At 41.7% G+C, this 19338-nt stretch carries 15 protein-coding genes and 8 tRNA genes; 7 read left to right on the top strand and 16 right to left on the bottom strand.

Features of this window, described 5'->3' with window-relative positions; translation table 11 throughout:
- Window positions 1–9: 9 nt before the first annotated feature.
- The 4 genes from secD to queA all read right to left on the bottom strand — a co-directional run bounded on the left by secD (window position 10) and on the right by queA (window position 4544).
- Window positions 10–1860 (bottom strand): protein translocase subunit SecD, encoded by a 1851-nt coding sequence (gene secD, locus H5164_RS02380; RefSeq protein ID WP_182754591.1) that lies wholly within the window; start codon window positions 1858–1860, stop codon window positions 10–12.
- A gap of 18 nt (window positions 1861–1878) precedes the next feature.
- Window positions 1879–2211, bottom strand: a complete 333-nt coding sequence (yajC, locus tag H5164_RS02375; protein ID WP_124016296.1) for a preprotein translocase subunit YajC — start codon at window positions 2209–2211, stop codon at window positions 1879–1881.
- Window positions 2212–2236: 25 nt separating this feature from the next.
- Window positions 2237–3361, bottom strand: coding sequence for a tRNA guanosine(34) transglycosylase Tgt (gene tgt / locus H5164_RS02370; protein ID WP_182754590.1), 1125 nt, complete (start codon window positions 3359–3361; stop codon window positions 2237–2239).
- Between the two features lie 142 nt (window positions 3362–3503).
- Window positions 3504–4544, bottom strand: a complete 1041-nt coding sequence (gene queA, locus H5164_RS02365; protein WP_182698083.1) for a tRNA preQ1(34) S-adenosylmethionine ribosyltransferase-isomerase QueA — start codon at window positions 4542–4544, stop codon at window positions 3504–3506.
- A 457-nt stretch (window positions 4545–5001) separates the two neighbouring features.
- On the opposite strand from queA, the gene H5164_RS02360 reads away from it, so the two are divergent.
- The 3 genes from H5164_RS02360 (at window position 5002) to H5164_RS02350 (ending at window position 7036) form a co-directional block, all read left to right on the top strand.
- Window positions 5002–5601 (top strand): ACP phosphodiesterase, encoded by a 600-nt coding sequence (locus H5164_RS02360; RefSeq protein ID WP_124016293.1) that lies wholly within the window; start codon window positions 5002–5004, stop codon window positions 5599–5601.
- 25 nt (window positions 5602–5626) lie between these two features.
- Entirely contained in the window at window positions 5627–6217 is a 591-nt protein-coding gene (locus H5164_RS02355) for a protein disulfide oxidoreductase (protein ID WP_182754589.1), read from the top strand.
- A 165-nt stretch (window positions 6218–6382) separates the two neighbouring features.
- Window positions 6383–7036 carry an RluA family pseudouridine synthase gene (locus H5164_RS02350; RefSeq protein ID WP_182698086.1) on the top strand — a complete coding sequence of 218 codons (654 nt, stop codon included), beginning with the start codon at window positions 6383–6385 and terminating at the stop codon, window positions 7034–7036.
- Between the two features lie 78 nt (window positions 7037–7114).
- On the opposite strand, the gene sstT is transcribed toward H5164_RS02350, so the two are convergent.
- From sstT to H5164_RS02320, 6 genes are all read right to left on the bottom strand, one after another.
- Complete coding sequence (gene sstT / locus H5164_RS02345; RefSeq protein ID WP_182698087.1) at window positions 7115–8347, bottom strand: serine/threonine transporter SstT; 1233 nt, start codon at window positions 8345–8347, stop codon at window positions 7115–7117.
- Between the two features lie 497 nt (window positions 8348–8844).
- Entirely contained in the window at window positions 8845–9747 is a 903-nt protein-coding gene (locus tag H5164_RS02340; protein WP_124016289.1) for a chemotaxis protein CheV, read from the bottom strand.
- Window positions 9748–10270: 523 nt separating this feature from the next.
- Window positions 10271–10750, bottom strand: a complete 480-nt coding sequence (locus H5164_RS02335) for a dual specificity protein phosphatase family protein (RefSeq protein WP_124016288.1) — start codon at window positions 10748–10750, stop codon at window positions 10271–10273.
- A gap of 11 nt (window positions 10751–10761) precedes the next feature.
- Entirely contained in the window at window positions 10762–12045 is a 1284-nt protein-coding gene (locus H5164_RS02330) for a DEAD/DEAH box helicase (protein WP_182754588.1), read from the bottom strand.
- Between the two features lie 71 nt (window positions 12046–12116).
- Complete coding sequence (locus H5164_RS02325; RefSeq protein ID WP_182754587.1) at window positions 12117–12668, bottom strand: methylated-DNA--[protein]-cysteine S-methyltransferase; 552 nt, start codon at window positions 12666–12668, stop codon at window positions 12117–12119.
- A gap of 4 nt (window positions 12669–12672) precedes the next feature.
- A complete protein-coding gene (locus H5164_RS02320) occupies window positions 12673–14208 on the bottom strand; it encodes a DNA-3-methyladenine glycosylase 2 family protein (protein ID WP_182754586.1) in 1536 nt (511 codons plus the stop codon).
- Between the two features lie 223 nt (window positions 14209–14431).
- Here H5164_RS02320 and H5164_RS02315 point away from each other — a divergent pair, with 223 nt between their 5' ends.
- Window positions 14432–16261, top strand: a complete 1830-nt coding sequence (locus H5164_RS02315) for an ABC transporter ATP-binding protein (RefSeq protein WP_182754585.1) — start codon at window positions 14432–14434, stop codon at window positions 16259–16261.
- Window positions 16262–16502: 241 nt separating this feature from the next.
- On the opposite strand, the gene H5164_RS02310 is transcribed toward H5164_RS02315, so the two are convergent.
- The 6 genes from H5164_RS02310 to H5164_RS02285 form a co-directional block, all read right to left on the bottom strand.
- A tRNA-Val gene (locus tag H5164_RS02310) sits at window positions 16503–16578 on the bottom strand.
- A 28-nt stretch (window positions 16579–16606) separates the two neighbouring features.
- A tRNA-Val gene (locus H5164_RS02305) sits at window positions 16607–16682 on the bottom strand.
- A 36-nt stretch (window positions 16683–16718) separates the two neighbouring features.
- Window positions 16719–16794: transfer RNA gene (locus H5164_RS02300), tRNA-Val, on the bottom strand.
- 41 nt (window positions 16795–16835) lie between these two features.
- Window positions 16836–16911: transfer RNA gene (locus tag H5164_RS02295), tRNA-Val, on the bottom strand.
- Window positions 16912–16944: 33 nt separating this feature from the next.
- Window positions 16945–17020 (bottom strand) — tRNA-Val (locus H5164_RS02290).
- A gap of 40 nt (window positions 17021–17060) precedes the next feature.
- Window positions 17061–17136: transfer RNA gene (locus H5164_RS02285), tRNA-Val, on the bottom strand.
- Window positions 17137–17392: 256 nt separating this feature from the next.
- Between H5164_RS02285 and gltX the strand changes: the two genes are divergently transcribed.
- The 3 genes from gltX to H5164_RS02270 all read left to right on the top strand — a co-directional run bounded on the left by gltX (window position 17393) and on the right by H5164_RS02270 (window position 19331).
- The gene (gltX, locus tag H5164_RS02280; protein WP_124016283.1) at window positions 17393–18802 is read left to right on the top strand and encodes a glutamate--tRNA ligase; all 1410 of its coding nucleotides are present in this window, start codon (window positions 17393–17395) and stop codon (window positions 18800–18802) included.
- Window positions 18803–18904: 102 nt separating this feature from the next.
- Window positions 18905–18980 (top strand) — tRNA-Ala (locus H5164_RS02275).
- 275 nt (window positions 18981–19255) lie between these two features.
- Window positions 19256–19331 (top strand) — tRNA-Glu (locus tag H5164_RS02270).
- The last annotated feature ends 7 nt before the right edge of the window (window positions 19332–19338 follow it).

The following is a 19338-nucleotide window of genomic DNA, read 5'->3' as shown; positions in this document are numbered from 1 at the left end:
ACGTCTCCCTTAGATAGACAATGACTTAACGCGCTTACCACCCCAAACCGCATTCACGATTGAACGTGTGCCTACGATGGCAGTAAACATAGAAGTCGCGATACCTATCATTAAGGTAACAGCAAAGCCTTTCACCGCTCCGGTACCTACAGCAAATAAAATTAATGCTGTCATAAAGGTGGTGATGTTGGCATCTGCAATGGTTGAAAATGCATTACCATAACCTTCATGGATGGCTTGTTGAACGCTACGACCGCCAAGAAGTTCTTCACGAATACGCTCAAAAATCAGCACGTTTCCGTCTACCGCCATACCCACAGTTAATACCATGCCAGCAATACCTGGTAGGGTTAATACCGCACCTGGGATCATCGACATCACACCAACAACCATGATTAAGTTCGCCAATAATGCAAGGTTGGCAATAAAGCCAAATGCACGGTAGTAAACCATCATGAATACAAGTACAACAACCATACCCCAAATCATTGCTTGAACACCATTTTGGATGTTTTCTGCACCTAAGCTTGGGCCAATAGTTCTTTCTTCTACGATAGTCACAGGCGCAATTAAGGCACCAGCACGAAGCAATAACGCTAAACTTTGTGCTTCAGTGTGTTCAAGACCCGTAATCACAAAATTACGACCTAAACGCGCTTGAATGGTAGCAACTGAAATGACCTCTTCAATACGAGTCATTTTCACTGTGCCATCAGGATTACGTGTACCACTGTCTTTATATTCAATAAACAATGTTGCCATTGGTTTACCGATATTGTCTTTGGTGACGTTTGAGAAAATCGAGCCGCCTTTAGCGTCTAGATTAATCGCAACCTGTGGACGGCTATATTCATCGAAAGTTGGTTGCGCACCAGTAATATGATCACCAGTTAACATCACTTCTTTCTTCAATACGGCAATCCCACCTTCACGACGTTGGTACACTTCAGCACCAGCAGGTACACGGCCACTTGCAGCTGCACTTACATCAGCTTTGTCGTCAACCATACGAAATTCAATCGATGCTGTTGCACCTAAAATCTCTTTTGCACGCGCGGTATCTTGCACACCTGGTAATTCAACAATAATGCGCTCAGCGCCTTGACGTTGAACTACTGGCTCAGCAACACCAAGCTCGTTAACACGGTTACGGATAGTGGTAATGTTTTGCTGAAGTGCTTCTTCCTTAATCTGTTTAAGATAAGCATCACTCATAGTCGCAAGCAGCATAAACTCATTACCGCTGCTAGCATCGGTATAGGTCATGTCTTTACTGCGAGTTTTTAAATATGTCTCAGCTTGGTCAACAGTTGCAGCGTCACGAAACTTAATCGCAATCCCTTTTGGGGTTTTACGAATACCAGCGTAACGAATTTTCTCTTCACGAAGTTGGCTTCTGAAATCTGCTATTTTAGCTTCTTCCATTTTACGGATTGCTTCGCCCATATCCACTTCCATTAAGAAGTGAACACCGCCACGCAAATCTAAACCTAATTTCATCGGCGAACCACCAACAGCTTCAAGCCATTTTGGGGTTGCCGGTGCTAAGTTCAATGCAACGGTATATTTCTGGCCAAGCAGTTCAGCAATAGACTCTTTTGCCAACAGCTGCTGCTCAGGATTTTGCACACGAACTAATAACTGACCACTTTCAAGCTCGGCACGCTTTACCGCAATACCCTGACTCTCTAATAAATCAACCACAGTCGTTTGAGTCGATGCAGTGACTTCAGCGCCGCGGGTTGCGACGATCTGTACTGCATGATCTTCACCAAACAAATTTGGTATTGCATAAAAACTACCAATGGCGATGATGAGCATCACCATGATATTTTTCCACATTGGGTATTTATTTAACACACCATAGCCCTCTTGGCTTTATAACGACTGGATAGAACCTTTAGGCAATACCGCTGCAATATAATCCTTTTTGATCGTGATTTGGTTGTTATCGTTAATAGCTAATAACACATAATCACTTTCTTCACCGATTTTGGTTACTTTGCCTAGAATGCCACCACTGGTTAATACTTCATCACCTTTTGAAATAGAGGCCATTAAGTTTTTGTGTTCTTTAACACGCTTTGACTGCGGACGGAAAATCATGAAGTAAAAAATTAATCCAAACATGACTAGCATGAAAATTAACTGCATGGTTTCGCCACCGGCAGCGCCACTGATTGGGTTTGCATATGCATTTGAAATAAACATAGTTCTCTCTTCTTATTAGCTAAAATTAAACGATTAATTCAGGTACTTCACGACCGAAACTGGTGTAGAACTCCTTAACAAAGGTGTCTAATGTACCTGTCTCAATTGCGCCACGCAAACCTTCCATCAACATTTGATAATATCGTAAATTATGGATGGTGTTTAAACGCGCACCTAAAATTTCATTACAACGATCTAAATGGTATAAATATGCACGTGAATAGTTTTTACAGGTGTAACAATCACACTTAGGATCTAATGTTGATGTATCATCGCGATGACGCGCATTGCGGATTTTAATCACACCTTCACTAGTAAATAAATGACCATTACGGGCATTACGCGTTGGCATAACACAGTCGAACATATCCACACCGCGACGCACGCCCTCAACTAAGTCTTCAGGTTTACCTACGCCCATCAAGTAGCGAGGTTTGTCAGCAGGGATCTGCGGACAAACATGCTCTAAAATGCGGTGCATGTCAGCTTTAGGCTCGCCCACGGCTAGACCACCAACGGCATAGCCATCAAATCCAATATCTAAAAGACCCTTTATACTCTCGTCACGTAAGTCTTCAAATACTCCACCTTGAATAATACCAAACAAAGAGTTTGGATTTTCTAAGCGGTCAAACTCATCTCGCGAGCGTTTTGCCCAACGCAATGACATTTGCATCGATTTACGCGCTTCGTCATGAGTTGCTGGATATGGAGTACATTCATCAAAAATCATCACCACGTCAGAACCCAAAGAATCCTGAATTTGCATTGATTTTTCTGGGTCTAAGAAAATCTTTTCACCGTTAATCGGTGAACGAAAATGCACACCTTCTTCGGTTATTTTACGGATGTCACCTAAGCTGAACACTTGGAATCCGCCTGAGTCCGTTAGAATTGGACGCTGCCAATTCATAAAATCGTGCAAGTCACCATGCTTGCGCATGATTTCTTCACCTGGACGCAGCCATAAATGGAAGGTGTTACCCAATAAAATATCGGCACCCGTCGCGCGCACTTCTTCCGGCGTCATCCCTTTTACGGTACCGTATGTTCCCACAGGCATAAATGCTGGCGTTTCTACGGTGCCACGATCAAAAATAAGACGTCCGCGACGTGCACGACCATCTGTTGTATCTAATTCAAATTTCATAAATCACCTTGCCAGATAAACAGTCTGACTCGTTTAGTTTCTATAGTAATGAGGGCAAATCTTAATGCTTCAAGGTTACTGAGACATTAAATCAAAAAAACGCCCACTATTGTGGGCGAGTATTTTAAATCAAATTCGTTGCTTAGGGGGCTTTTTTCGTCACAAACATGGCATCACCATAGCTAAAAAAGCGATATTTCTGCGTAATAGCATGTTGATAAGCGTTCATCACTTCATCAAAACCAGCAAAAGCACTTAATAGCATGATCAATGTCGACTCAGGCAAATGAAAATTGGTCACCATGGCATCAACGATTTTAAATTGAAAACCGGGATAAATAAAAATATCTGTGTCACCACAGAAGGCTTGTAATGGGCCATCGCCACTGGCTCTGGCTGCACTTTCAAGCGAACGAACAGACGTTGTTCCGACGGCAATCACACGATGACCATTGGCTTTGGTTTGCGCGATGAGATCAACGACATCTTGGCCAACATTAGCCCACTCTGAATGCATTTTGTGCTCAAGAATATTATCAACTCGAACCGGTTGAAACGTACCTGCACCTACATGCAAGGTCACAAAAGCAATATTGACACCTTTAGCTTTTAATTCAGCCAACATGGCATCGTCAAAGTGCAAACCTGCCGTTGGCGCAGCCACAGCACCTGGCGTTTGGTTATATACCGTTTGATAACGCTCTTTATCAGCGTCTTCATCTGGACGGTCGATATAAGGAGGCAGAGGCATATGGCCGACATCTTCAAGCACTGCTAATACACTTTTATCAGACAGAAGCTCAAGTTCGAACAAGGCATCATGACGGGCCAACATTTTCATTTGATATCCGCCATCTAAGTCGATAAGAGTATCAACTTTAGGGGATTTAGAACTGCGAACGTGGGCCAAAATACGTTTGTCGTCAAGCATACGTTCTACGAGAATTTCAAGCTTCCCACCCGTAGATTTTTGCCCGAATAATCGCGCTGGAATAACTCGAGTGTTATTAAACACCATCAAATCACCAGGATTGATCAAATTGAGTAAATCGGTGAATTGTTTGTCGGCAAGCTGACCGTTTTCGCCACTTAGCGTGAGTAAACGCGAAGCATTGCGTTGTGCTGTCGGATAGCGAGCAATCAGCTCATCTGGGAGTTCGAAAGAAAAATCTGCAACGCGCATGGTATAATCTCAACAGTAAAAACGGCCGCTAGTCTATGGCGAGCGCCGGTTAAGATCAAGTTTACTGATTACTTTTTTGTCGGTTTTTGTTTAATAACCTCTGTAGCAATATCATCTGTATCAATCGAATTGGGCTTAGCGTCATTAAATGGTTGATTCGACTTATATGAATGTTCTTCGTAGCGCATATCTATGTGTACTTTATTTCTCTTAGGTACTGTAGACCGACCTAATAACTTTTTTATCAAACTCTTCATCATCCTTGACCCTTAAGATTAATCATATACCCTTTAACGGCTGTTATATTTGAGCATGTCACAACAATAATGATGTCCAATACTCAATGACATTTTTATATAAATCGTTATGATTAAGTTCACACTCTAGCCTAATTGTAACAGTTCGTTACAAACGGCTTGTATCATACTGTAAAATAATAAAATTAGAAGTACCATTTATGAACTTTCTAGCTCACTTACATTTAGCCGACATCAGCAATACTCACCTAGTAGCTAATTTGTCGGGAGATTTCGCCAAAGGTAACATTAGCCAACATCCGAAGCATCTGCAGCAAGGAATATGGCTACACCGTCAAATAGACCAAATTACTGACAGTCATGAAATTATTATCGATTTGCTCAAGTTATTCCCTAAAACCTCACGTCGGGTAGCCCCCATATTGATTGACCTAGTATTTGATCATTATTTAGCCTTTTATTGGGAAGAGTACCATCATCAGCCACTAGATGAGTTTTGTCAAAAAGCCTACCACCAGCTCAATACGACACTTGAACTCCCTTCGACATTACAAGCAATAGCGCCACAAATTATTGAGCAGGATTGGTTAAGTAGTTATCAAACAAGGCCGGGGTTAAACCAGGCGATTAAGGGGGTAAGTAAGCGATTATCAAAACCTGAATTGTTTGACCATGCCATTAAAGATATTGATAAAATTTATGTTGACATCGAAATTGCATTTAGAACCTTTTATCCGCAATTGATGGCCTATAGCAGATTGTATAGTCGTAAAACGCCTGCTGAATATTTACCATTATAGAGAGTAATAACAGGAGTGAATTAAGATGCCATCATGGGTAATCAACCTAAAATCCACCCTCAAATCCAAGCGATTTTGGCTTACAAGCCTTCGTGATATCACACTCATTGGAATAGCATTATTTTTTATTGCCAGTTATTTGCAACGAGATATGCGCAAAGGTGCTGCTGTCCCAATTGAAGCACACTCGATAACTAATAAACCCATATCACTGTTTACCTCAACATCTGTTGAGATGGAACAGCAATCCAACTCTTTGAGTATCAGCAATAAACCTACGTTGGTATATTTTTGGGGTACTTGGTGCCCGATATGCCAAGTCACCTCGCCTATGGTTAACTCGGTCAGTTCAGATCAAGATTATCAAGTGGCTTCTATTGCAGTTGCATCAGGTACCGATGCTGAAATAACAACCTTTATGCAGCAGCATGATTATCGTTTTGAGGTGATCAATCAACAAAACCAACCTCAGGCAATATCATTAAGCCAACAATGGGGCGCAATGGCTCTACCCGCGATTTATATCATCGATACGAATAACAATATTCGCTTTGTCACCTCAGGCGTAACCAGCAGTTGGGGCATGTCGTTGCGCTTGTGGTTAGCGACTTGGTAAACAACCTTTAGCCAAACATCTCTATATCAATTGGATAATTGATTTTTTTGTTATTAGCAAAATTTTGTTATTATTCGCGCCATAAGTGCGCATGGCTGAGTACTCATAAGCATCAGTGCCACACATCTTACCTGAATCAGACTCAATCAAAGAGAACACCTTATCATGCACATCTTTACATATAAGCCGCCATCTATTCCTTGGTTGGACATTCGCTATAAAGACCGTGATATTATCGTGATTAATAAACCTTCTGGGTTATTATCAAACCCAGGACGCTCGCCAGACACATTTGATACCGCAATAACCCGCTTGCAACTATGCCATCCTGAAGCCATTTTGATCCATCGTTTAGATTGCGACACCTCGGGTATTATGATTTTTGCGCGAACCAAAAAAGCCGAATCACATTTAAAAATTCAATTTCAAAATCGCCAAGCCAAAAAAGTGTATATTGCAGAAGTCACTGGCCACGTCGATGAACAGCAGGGGAAAGTAAACTTTGCTATCGGCCCAAACCCTGATTCGCCGCCATTTCAAATGCTCACCAGCACAGGCAAAGCTGCGTTAACCTACTTCCAAGTACTTGAACATAGACCACACTCAACCTTGATGGAACTTAAGCCGCATACGGGTCGAACTCATCAACTTAGGGTGCATATGTTATCCCTTGGTCATGCTATTTTAGGCGATGAATTTTATGGTGATGCTGCAACGATCAATGCCAGTAAACGTTTAAACTTGCATGCACAGTCACTCACAATTACTCACCCTTACAGCCAAGCTGAAATGACTTTTTTTAGTCAGCATCCATTTTAATAATATGAGTGAAGCCAGATTAGACGAAAAAAAATGCTGACGCGGTGACGTCAGCATTTTTTAATTAGTGTCATAACATTAACTAGCTTGAGCAGCTTCTTTCGCTTCAGCGGCTTCACATGCTGCAGCGGTAAATATTACATCCGTAGAGCTATTCAATGCTGTTTCAGCAGAGTCTTGGATCACTCCAATGATAAAGCCAACAGCCACCACTTGCATCGCAACATCATTAGAAATACCAAATAAGCTACATGCTAATGGAATCAACAATAGCGACCCACCGGCAACACCTGATGCACCACAAGCTGAAACAGAAGCAATAACACTCAATAACAGTGCCGTCATAAAATCGACTTGAATTCCCAATGTATTTGCAGCAGCTAAAGTTAATACCGTAATAGTAATCGCTGCACCGCCCATATTGATTGTTGCACCAAGAGGAATAGACACTGAATAGGTGTCTTTATGCAATTTAAGTTCTTCACATAAAGCCATGTTTACCGGGATATTGGCTGCACTAGAACGAGTAAAAAATGCCGTAACCCCACTTTCACGTAAACACTTAAACACTAATGGATAAGGATTACGTTTAATTTTGACATACACAATAATAGGGTTAACCACCAAAGCAATAAATAGCATCGATCCCACTAACACCATCAGTAATTGACCATAGCCCGCTATGGCTTCAAAACCTGTTTCGGCAAAGGTAGCAGCCACTAAGCCGAAAATACCGATAGGTGCTAAACGGATAACAAAGCGGACAATATTCGACACTGCATCACTGACATCAGAAAGCATTCTCTTAGTACTGTCACTGGCATGATGCATGGTTATCCCTAAGCCTGCCCCCCACACCAAAATGCCAATATAATTACCGGTTAATAATGCATTAACTGGATTATCGACAATTTTAAATAATAAGGTATTGATAACTTCACTAATGCCTTGAGGAGGATTTGAGCCTTCAATTCCGGCGGTTAATAGTAAAGTGGTTGGAAACGCAAAACTAAATAACACTGCGGTTAATGCTGCAGCAAAGGTTCCCAGAAGATATAGCCCAATAATCGGACGCATATTGGTTTGGCTATTTTTCTTTTGATTAGCAATAGATGATGCCACCAAAACAAAAACCAGTATTGGCGCAATCGCCTTTAAAGCTCCCACAAAGAGTGAGCCTAAAAAAGCCACATTGTTGGCACCAGTTGTGGAAATACTTGCCAGGACCACACCCAAAATGATCCCGCTGATAATTTGAAGCACAAGGCTACCGTGAGCGATACGAGCGAATAGTGATGTTTTTTGATTCATTACTTAACCTATGATTATTATATTTATAGCTTTTTATGATCAAGGTTTTACTTATCTTTAGAAAGGGAAACATCAAAATGTTAATCATATCTGAACAGTTATCACCCACTGCATGTGGTGATATAAAACATACGTTTTAATACTGACAACATCATTGATAATATCAATGCTATTACTGAAAACACCCTGCTGTTTTACTCATTGATGTACGATCAATTCAACACGCTCAATTAACACACTTCAATCATTCCGTTTTCAGGGATAGCACTCCCTCATTAAAGTTAAGCATTACCTTGTGAACAGCGAATATACTGAACACTGTAAAAGCCTCATAGCTATATATCAGGATGGTGTGTGATAAGTCTAGTATTGATACAAAATGAGTAAAAAAATTTAAGCTTCGCTCATAAAGAAAGCATTAAATTGAAGCTTACCGACAACTTGCTGCAAAATTGTTAACCATGTTAAAAATGAATAAATATCAAAAAATATCACCATTAACTTGGTTGTAATGCCTGTGCGCCTCTAAGCATTGCTTCAATCAGCTCTTTAGCATCAAATTTCGTTAATGCCTCATTTGCGCCAACTTGCTTGGCTTGGCTGACACTTATTTCACTCGATAATGAGGTATGAAGAATAATATATGCATGCTCAATTGCCGGATTATTTTTAACTTCGAAGGCTAATTCGTAACCATCTAGACCTGGCATTTCAATATCACTTACCAATAAGTCGATAGGTTTTCTTTCTGCGGCGGCTAGCTGCATCATTTGCAATGCATCACGGCCATCTGCGGTGACTTGATACGCTATATTAATGGAGTCCAGAGCATCGGATAATTGTTTACGGGCAACTTTGGAATCGTCGACCAGTAAAATACGCAATGGTGATAATTTTTCACGTTGAACATCAGTTAATATTGCTCGATTACTAATGGGATCATCAGGGAATATTTTCGATAATAACAATTCGACATCAAGTAATTGCACTAATTGATCATTAAAACGAGTGACACCAGTTAAAAAGGCATTTTTGCCTAAGTTGCCAGAAGGCGCCTCAATATTACGCCAATTACACTCAATGATCTTATCAATGCCACGTACCAGAAAACCAATGACCATTCGCTGACAATCGGTAATGATGATGTAGCAATCTTTTCGCTCAGACTCACTCACAGGTTTATAACCAATAGAAGCCGCCATATCAATAACCGGTATAGTCATACCACGAATAGTCGCCGCGCCAAGAATAGCAGGGTGAGAATGCGGGATTTTAGTTAAAGGAGTATACGGTACGAGTTCACGAATTTTTAGAGTACCCAAGGCAAATAATTGTGTTTGATTCAACTTAAAAAGCAATAGCCCCTGTGATTGATTCGCTTTGCTTATTTTAGGACTCATTATTACCCCTTCATCTGAAGACTGAAATCAACTTCACTATAGCATTTATTGTCAATATGTAGACTAGCTTTTATCGGTATTTATCTACAAATAGCATTACAAATCACAAAATTAGCAATTCACCTGATAATAGTCAGCACTGATATAATGCCGATTGCGATCACGCTTCAATACATCATTTTTTGTCATTAACTCTTGATAAATATTACCGAGTTATCAAGTTACGTTAACCGCTTGCCGCTGATGACTATTGCTATCAATACTCTTGTCACCACGATTAGTCTATATAGAACGGAAAAGGCAGCTCAAAAAATAACGTAAACTTCAAATAGCTAAATGCTGTGTGACAATTCACATTATAGGCATTACCTGGCATAACTGCCTAAAATATATATCAAATGACTCATGAGCATAAATATTTACGCTGATCTAAGCCCTTTAAAACTACGAAGGGAGACATAGATGAAATCAATGATTGATCTCACCTATTGTCTCCCTGATGCAATATTTAAATTTAACTCAATTAGTTTGAAGCAGATTGGAGCTCGTAGAGCACGTCATACACAAACTGATCCCAACCATCAGCATCAAACGCTAAACCACTGGCATTACGCACTTGGCTAACAGCATGTAAGGGCGCTGCACCATTTTCCATCATGTAATAAGCCATTACCACTTCAGTACGATTAATGCCTGAACGACAATGAAGTAACACAGGTAAATTATCAGCTTCACACTCACGAATAAATGCGAGTACCTGAGGTAGTATTTCAGCACAAATGGCTAAATCCTCAGGCTCAGGTGGAATATTGTCAGGTAAATTAAATACTTTATGACGAATACCTAACTCTGCCATGGCCTTAGTGTCGCAACCTTCACCATTGTTTAATGATGCAATTGCACCGAAACCCGCTTGCTGTAACTCAGCTAAGTTCCATGCATCTTTGTTTGGACCACTACGACCTGCAACTTGTCCATCAACTAACCAAAAAATATGTTTCATATTACCTACTACTAATCTGGTTTTTTAGCCCAAATATCAACATTAACTGAGGACAACTTTTTACGTTTCTTTTTACCACTGCCTTCAGGCTTAGCCATTGGCTTAGGTTGTTCCAGCACGTTTTCGGGCACTACATCATCAGCCTCAAATCCAACAACTTGTTCACGCTCAAGGCGGATCTGATTCTTCTTCTCGATAACACTGAAGTGATGATACTCATCATGGGACAGCAAGGTCAACGCTAAACCGACCTCTCCTGCACGTCCACTTCGACCAATTCGATGCATATAATCTGCTGGACTGCGCGGTAAGTCAAAATTAATTACCACTGGTAATTTTTCAATATCAAGACCACGGGCAGCAATGTCTGTTGCAATGAGCACTTGAATCTCGCCGGCTTTAAAACCTTCCAATACCCGACTTCGCGCACCTTGCGCTTTATCTCCGTGAAAGACTTCAGCAGTGATACCACGTTTAGCTAATTTTTGAGCTAAATGATTACAACTATTTTTAGCGCCGACAAAAATGAGCACTTGACGCCATTGATGTTGTTGAAGCAGATGAGCCAGTAAGGCAGTCTTTTTTTCACGATTAACCGTCATGACACGCTGAACTAAGGTGCTTGCTTCAGCACTTTGTAATTGTATCTCAAGCGGATTGACTAACAGCGCTTGCGTTAGTTGGCGAACTTCATCAGGGAAAGTGGCAGAAAACAATAACGTCTGTTTTTTCTTAGGAAGTAAGTCAAGCACCTGAGTAAGCTCTTCAGTAAAACCTAGACTTAACATACGGTCAGCTTCGTCAAGCACTAAGGTTGACACTTGAGATAGCTTTAATGCGTTAGACGAAACTAAATCGAGCAGACGACCTGGTGTTGCGACCACGACATCAGCACCACCGCGTAATGCTAACATCTGAGTGTTAACAGACACACCACCAAAGGCCGCAACCACTTTAATGTCACCATTTAAGTGAACCGCATAGGATTTAAAGCTGTCGGCAACTTGCTTGGCTAACTCTCTTGTAGGCACTAAAACTAACGCACTAACAAAATTTCCTTTAGATGATACAGCTTGACGACTGACTAATTGATGCAATATCGGTAGCGCAAAAGCAGCTGTTTTACCCGAGCCGGTATTGGCACCTGCTAGTAAATCTTTACCAGTTAGCGTGCTTGGAATAGTTTCAGCTTGAATAGGGGTCGGCTGATGGTGATTAAGCTCAGCCAATCTTGCCAACAATGGAGTATGCAGGCCAAATTCAGCAAAAGTCGTCGCGAGAGAAGCTTGGGTCATGTATCAAATGCGCTCAAAAAATGAATATCAATCGCGCATTTTAACGTACTTTACCCCAGCAGTCAGATAAATTAACGAATTTGTTCAATCCCTTCTAAGTCGAGTAACCACTGTTTCATCTCAAGCCCATAAGCATAACCAGTTAGCTTGCCGCCCTTGCCTATCACGCGATGGCAAGGGACAATTATCGCTATCGGATTGGCGCCATTTGCTGCACCTACCGCTCTGACCGCTTTAGGCCTACCTATGGTATTAGCGATATCACTGTAACTGCAACGCATTCCAAATGGCAATTGACTCAATGCTTGCCAAACCTCTTGTTGAAACACAGTCCCTTTCGGCGCTAAGGTCACATCAAATTGTTGCCTGGTCTTAGCGAAATATTCAGCTAACTGAATCACAGTTTCATCAATGTGGCGCTGCGCCTCTAGTAATATGGCTGGATCAGGCTCGATATCTCTTTGCGGCAAAGTAACTTGAGCATGAACGTTTACCGTTAAACTCCTTTGAGCCAGATCCTCAACCTGTAAATGGGTTAATCCGTGCTCAGATGCTTTAAGCGATAGTAAGCCAACAGGACTCGTAACTAAGGCATGGCACTTAGGCGACGTAAAATGGGTCATAAAATTATCCGTTTTTGGCAGCGACAGGATCGTGATCCCAAAGCTGAAAGGTTAAGTAACTGCCCCAAGGTGATGCTTGTTTTGTCATATCTGCAGCAATACTTAAATATGATTTTGGTGTTTCAATGGATTTACCCGCCTGCTCATGCAACGCATACAAGCGCTTTTTGATAACTAAATCAGAACTCAAAAACATATCTGGATCACTTAAGCCGCGCATCTTAGCGTACGCGACAGTCCACGGACCAATACCTTTTACTTCAAGCCAATCGTCAGGTGTTGAGTCTGCATGTTGATGTACAAATTTCCCCAAAGCATTCAATGCTAATTTTCGAGCACCAGGCATGTTTAGTTCATCCAATGATGCTGCAGCAATAGTTTCTGGCGTCGGAAATAATCGCCAAGTCTTACCATCAATGAGAAGTGTTGCACCATAATGCTTAACCAGTAAATTTAATAACTTAGTCGCTTGCAATACACTCACTTGTTGCCCTAACACAGCTCTACAAGCAGCTTCAAACACACTGCCCGTGGCTGGAATACGCAAGCCAGAGTCAATTTGAGCTCCTAATGTAATAATGGGTAACAATGCTTGGCGGATAACTACCATGTCAGCATCTAAATCGAACATACGCCGTAATTGCAATACAATATGATGTAATGATTTAATATCGTTAGCATCAAGTAAGTAAATACTCACATCCAGCTGGGGTTTATCGATATTAGGCGAAACATAAAAAAAACCGTCAACCCCATCAAATGAAAATGTTCGACCATAACGACCTAATTCATCGTCAATAACTTCCATATTGTCGACTTGACGAAAGGCATAAAAAGCTAACATTTTACTCCAACTCAGAGGCGGTCGGTAAGCTAATGCTAATGTAATTGGTTTACTGTAAGTTCTCACTTGGTTATCTTTATAAGGATGAGTATCGTCCGTTGAACCTCGGCTTTTTTGGCGCAAATCACTCGGGGTTAACAGTAACTGTTGTTTAAAAAATTCATTAAACCGCCTGATGCTATTAAAGCCTGCAGCCATAGCAACTTCAGTCATTGATAATTGTGTTTGGTGTAATAACTGTTTAGCAAACATCAACTGCTGATATAACGCAAAGCGTTTAGGCGATGTCCCCATTCCTTGATTAAAGAGTTTATGTAGATAGCGACTGCTAATGCCGAGCTTTTGTGCCAACGACTCGACAGTTCCAGCGTTGTCGCCACTCAAAAAGCCTTGTTCAATTAACTTGATGGCTCGCATTAATGTTGTTTGAGTGCCTAACCACGCAAAGGAGCTTGGAGCACTATCTGGTCGACATCTCAGACAAGGCCGGAGCCCTGCATTCGCCGCTTTTATAGCAGAATCAAAGTAACGAACATTTTTTTCATAGGGCGCTGGGGCGGGACAGATTGAGCGGCAATAGATCCCGGTGGTAAGTACCCCAGTAAAAAATTGACCATCAAAGCGTGCATCACGACTCAATCTCGCCTGTTGGCAGATCTGAGCTGTAATATTGCAATCGCTGTTAATCTGTACCATTAATTACGTTAACCTCGTTAACTTTAGTCAAGTGCAATAGAAAAACTGAACCTTTTTCAGTGCACTGCGTATTTGAGTAATTATCTTACCTAAACACAACAACCACGACTAGCGGAAAACGGAACTCAATCGTTTCGTATAATGTAACAATTTAACCGATTACATTTGGTAGATTTACGTTATCCTAGTCAGCAGAATTTTCACCATTACGTTAGAGCATTAGATGTTTAAATTTTTTGAATCATTGACCCAAGCACTGCCACAAGAAGAGCCGACCCAGCCCCCCAATACCCTGTATGCATTTTGCCGCCATTATACCCGCGGATTTGGGTTACCTTTAATTGTGATGTCGGTGCTAACGGCCATATTGGCGATGTTGGAAGTCTCGCTCTTTGGATTTATGGGCAAATTAGTCGATTGGTTAGTGACCAAAAACCCGCAAACTTTATGGCAAGATGAAGGTACAACATTAATCATCATGTCGGTGCTTGTGTTAGTGGTTATTCCGCTGATTGTCTGGCTCCATGCGTCTATCGTGCATCAAACACTATTGGGCAACTACCCCATGGCGATTCGCTGGCAAGCACATCGCTATTTGCTTAAACAAAGCATCTCATTTTATCAAGATGACTTTGCCGGACGAATAGCCACTAAGGTTATGCAAACATCGCTTGCGGTCCGTGAAACTGTGATGAAATTACTCGACGTTCTCATGTATATCTTGGTTTATTTCACCTCGATGCTGGTGATGATTGCCGCTGCTGATGTGCGCCTGATGCTGCCCATGCTGGTATGGTTGGCTGCTTACGTCTTAATTCAGTGGAAATTAGTGCCAAAGTTAAAGGCGATATCCACAGAGCAAGCCGATGCTCGTTCAACCATGACCGGGCGTATTGTTGACAGTTATACCAATATTTCTACCGTAAAGCTGTTCTCACATACCACCCAAGAAGCTGACTATGCTCAAGACAGCATGACACATTTCTTAAAAACTGTTTATGGCCAAATGCGCCTGGTAACGATCATTAATGTCTTAGTACAAATCATTAATTACGTATTGGCGTTTACTATCGCTGCGGTATCTATTTGGTTATGGGCTGACAATGCGATTACGGTTGGCGCAATTGCCATTGCTGTAAGTTTAGCCCTTCGTTTAAATGGTATGTCACAGTGGATCATGTGGGAAATCAGTTCACTATTTGAAAACATTGGTACCGTTACCGATGGAATGAATACTTTATCGAAACCGATTGCGATTCAAGATAAACCCAACGCCAAAGACATTACTGTTGATCAGGGTAAAATCGATTTTAACCAAGTGAGTTTTCATTATGGCGAAAAAGCAGGAGTCATTGAACAGCTAAACCTGAATATTAAAGCTGGCGAAAAAGTCGGTTTAGTAGGACGCTCTGGTGCAGGAAAGTCGACGTTAGTAAACTTACTAATGCGTTTTCATGATGTTGAAAAAGGCCAAATACTCATTGATGACCAACTTATAACAGATATTACCCAAGACTCATTACGGGCAAACATTGGTATGGTTACTCAGGACACATCTTTGCTGCATCGCTCAATTCGTGAAAACATTTTGTACGGCGATCCACATGCCAGTGACGAGCAACTAGTAGCTGCTATCACTCAAGCACAAGCAGCAGAGTTTATTGATAATTTAACTGATCCATTTGGTAACAAAGGACTCGATGCCCAAGTTGGTGAGCGCGGAGTCAAGCTATCTGGTGGCCAACGCCAACGCATTGCCATTGCAAGAGTATTGCTAAAGAATGCACCCATTTTATTACTTGATGAAGCAACATCAGCGCTCGACTCTGAAGTCGAAGCCGCGATTCAAGAATCATTGTATGAATTAATGGAAGGCAAAACAGTGATCGCGATAGCGCATCGACTGTCGACGATTGCAGCTATGGATAGGCTAATTGTATTAGATAAAGGCTGTATTGTTGAGCAAGGAACCCACCAAGAACTCATTGACGCTAAAGGCATATATGCACAGCTTTGGGCTCACCAAACCGGTGGTTTTTTGGGTTTAGATTAAAACCTACCCGAGATAGTTTGTAACTCACCTCTACTGCAAAAGCCACTCACACAATGAGTGGTTTTTTTATTGTGGTATAAACAATAGGATTCAACATAAACAGCTATATTCGCGACTAGGCCAATAGCAAAAATGAACAGATATGATAATGGAAATCAAAAAATTACAATGTTTGGTTTAATTAGGTTGGGATTATTTTTGATTGTGTTTGATGATGTTGGATATTGAGGATGAGGCTAGATGGTGGTCGCTACTGGGCTCGAACCAGTGACCCCCTCCTTGTAAGGGAGGTGCTCTCCCAGCTGAGCTAAGCGACCTGGGATATAGCGCAAAACTAAATTGATATGGTGGTCGCTACTGGGCTCGAACCAGTGACCCCCTCCTTGTAAGGGAGGTGCTCTCCCAGCTGAGCTAAGCGACCTGGGATATCAATTTTTTTATAACTATTGGTAAAATATGGTGGTCGCTACTGGGCTCGAACCAGTGACCCCCTCCTTGTAAGGGAGGTGCTCTCCCAGCTGAGCTAAGCGACCTGGGATATTTTACTTTTGAGTCCATCAATCTATAAAAGATATGGTGGTCGCTACTGGGCTCGAACCAGTGACCCCCTCCTTGTAAGGGAGGTGCTCTCCCAGCTGAGCTAAGCGACCTGGGACTCTACACAAAAACTTCTGAAAATTATATGGTGGTCGCTACTGGGCTCGAACCAGTGACCCCCTCCTTGTAAGGGAGGTGCTCTCCCAGCTGAGCTAAGCGACCTGGGATAATAATTAACAGTAATGTTCCATAAATAAAAATATGGTGGTCGATACTGGGCTCGAACCAGTGACCCCCTCCTTGTAAGGGAGGTGCTCTCCCAGCTGAGCTAATCGACCTCGCTGTGTGGGGCCGTATTATAGGGGGCAAGCAAAACCTGTCAACGCTTTTTATTTAAAATATTGCCAGTCGGGCTAAAATTGTTCGCTTTGATGCTTTGTTGAACAAGGGATTGTACTCAATAATAAAGAAAATTCAAAAACAACCCTAGGTTTAGATGTCCGCCATTTCAACTGTTGGGTTTGACTGTTAGAATAGCGTTACATTTTTTTGTTTGTCTTCTTTAGACGTTTATAAATAGGTTAGTGTCCGATTATGACTACCAAGACGCGTTTTGCTCCAAGTCCAACTGGTTTTCTTCATGTAGGTGGTGCTCGAACAGCACTTTATTCATGGTTGCACGCTCGTGCTAACAATGGTGAATTTGTACTTCGTATTGAAGACACTGATATTGAACGTTCAACTCAAGAAGCCTGTGACGCTATCCTTGATGGTATGAACTGGTTAGGTTTGACTTGGGATGAAGGTCCTTACTACCAGACTAAGCGTTTTGATCGTTACAATGAAATTATTGCGCAAATGCTTGATAAAGGCACTGCCTATAAATGTTATTGTTCTCGTGAACGTATTGAAAGCATGCGTGAAGAGCAAGCTGCACAAGGTCTACAACAAAAATATGACGGTTGCTGTCGTAACCTTGCGCCTCGTGATACTGATGAGCCCTTTGTTGTTCGCTTTAAAAACCCTATCGAAGGCAGTGTGATATTTGATGATCACGTCCGTGGACGTATCGAAATTTCTAACGATATGCTTGATGACTTAATTATTAAGCGTACCGATGGCGTACCTACTTATAATTTCTGTGTTGTAGTCGATGACTGGGATATGGGCATCACCTGCGTTGTACGCGGTGAAGATCATATCAATAATACTCCACGCCAAATCAACATCCTTAAAGCCTTAGGCGCACCTATTCCTGAATATGCTCATGTGTCGATGATTCTAGGTGACGATGGCGCCAAGCTATCTAAGCGACATGGTGCTGTAGGCGTTATGCAGTACCGTGATGACGGGTATTTACCTGAAGCACTATTAAACTACCTTGTTCGCTTAGGTTGGTCTCATGGTGATCAAGAAATATTTTCAATGGACGAGTTGAAAACGCTGTTTAAATTAGATGATATCAATAAAGCGGCTTCAGCTTTTAATACTGATAAGCTCGTTTGGCTAAACCAACATTATATCAAGTCTCTCGATCCTGTTTATGTCGCATCGCATTTACAGTGGCATATGGATGATCAGAAAATTGACACCAGTAATGGCCCAGCGCTAACTGAAATTGTTACGGCACTATCTGAACGTGCGAAAACACTAAAAGAGTTAGCCGCTTCAAGCCGATACTTCTATGAAGACTTTGCAGATTTTGATGAAGCCCAAGCTAAAAAGCATTTACGTGGCGTTGCACTAGAGCCTCTAACATTGTTTAATCAAAAATTATCTGAGCTAAATGATTGGAGTGTAGAGAATATTCACCACGTTATTGAAGCGACAGCAACTGAACTTGATGTCGGTATGGGTAAAGTGGGTATGCCTTTACGTGTTGCCGTGACAGGCGCAGGGCAGTCTCCTGCGTTAGATTTAACCTTGTTCTTAATCGGAAAAGAAAGATCTGCACAAAGAATATCCAAAGCGATTGAATTTGTAGCAGATAGAATAAATTCCTAAAAAACGAGTTGACACTTTTGGGTATGCTGCATAGAATGCGCCTCGCAGTTGAGACATGATGTTAGTTTTTTCTAGTAGCATATCCAAAAGCATTAAGTAAGAGGGGTTATAGCTCAGCTGGGAGAGCGCTTCGCTGGCAGTGAAGAGGTCCACGGTTCGATCCCGTGTAGCTCCACCACTTACTTAACTATCTTTAAATAGATATTAGCATTGATGTTTAGCCTACAGACACCAATGAGTATTCACTCGATACAGAGTATAACGTATCAACTGTGTCAAATTCGTCTAGAAATAGAGCTAAGGACATCGCCCACTTTGGTTTATAAAGAGTCAGCGGTAACAGGGGTTCGAATCCTTAGGGTTTTGTGCTTCATTATAGGTAACTAGCACTGGTGTTTAGCCTACAGACATCAATGAGTATTCACTCGATACAGAGTATAACGTATCAACTGTGTCCCATTCGTCTAGAGGCCTAGGACACCGCCCTTTCACGGCGGTAACAGGGGTTCGAATCCCCTATGGGATACCATATTTAA

The sequence above is a fragment of the Shewanella sp. SG41-3 genome (assembly GCF_014164545.1).
Taxonomy (GTDB): Bacteria; Pseudomonadota; Gammaproteobacteria; order Enterobacterales; family Shewanellaceae; genus Shewanella; species Shewanella vesiculosa.
The sequence above is the reverse complement of the archived record's forward strand: the minus strand, read 5'-3'. Positions and strand labels throughout refer to the sequence as shown.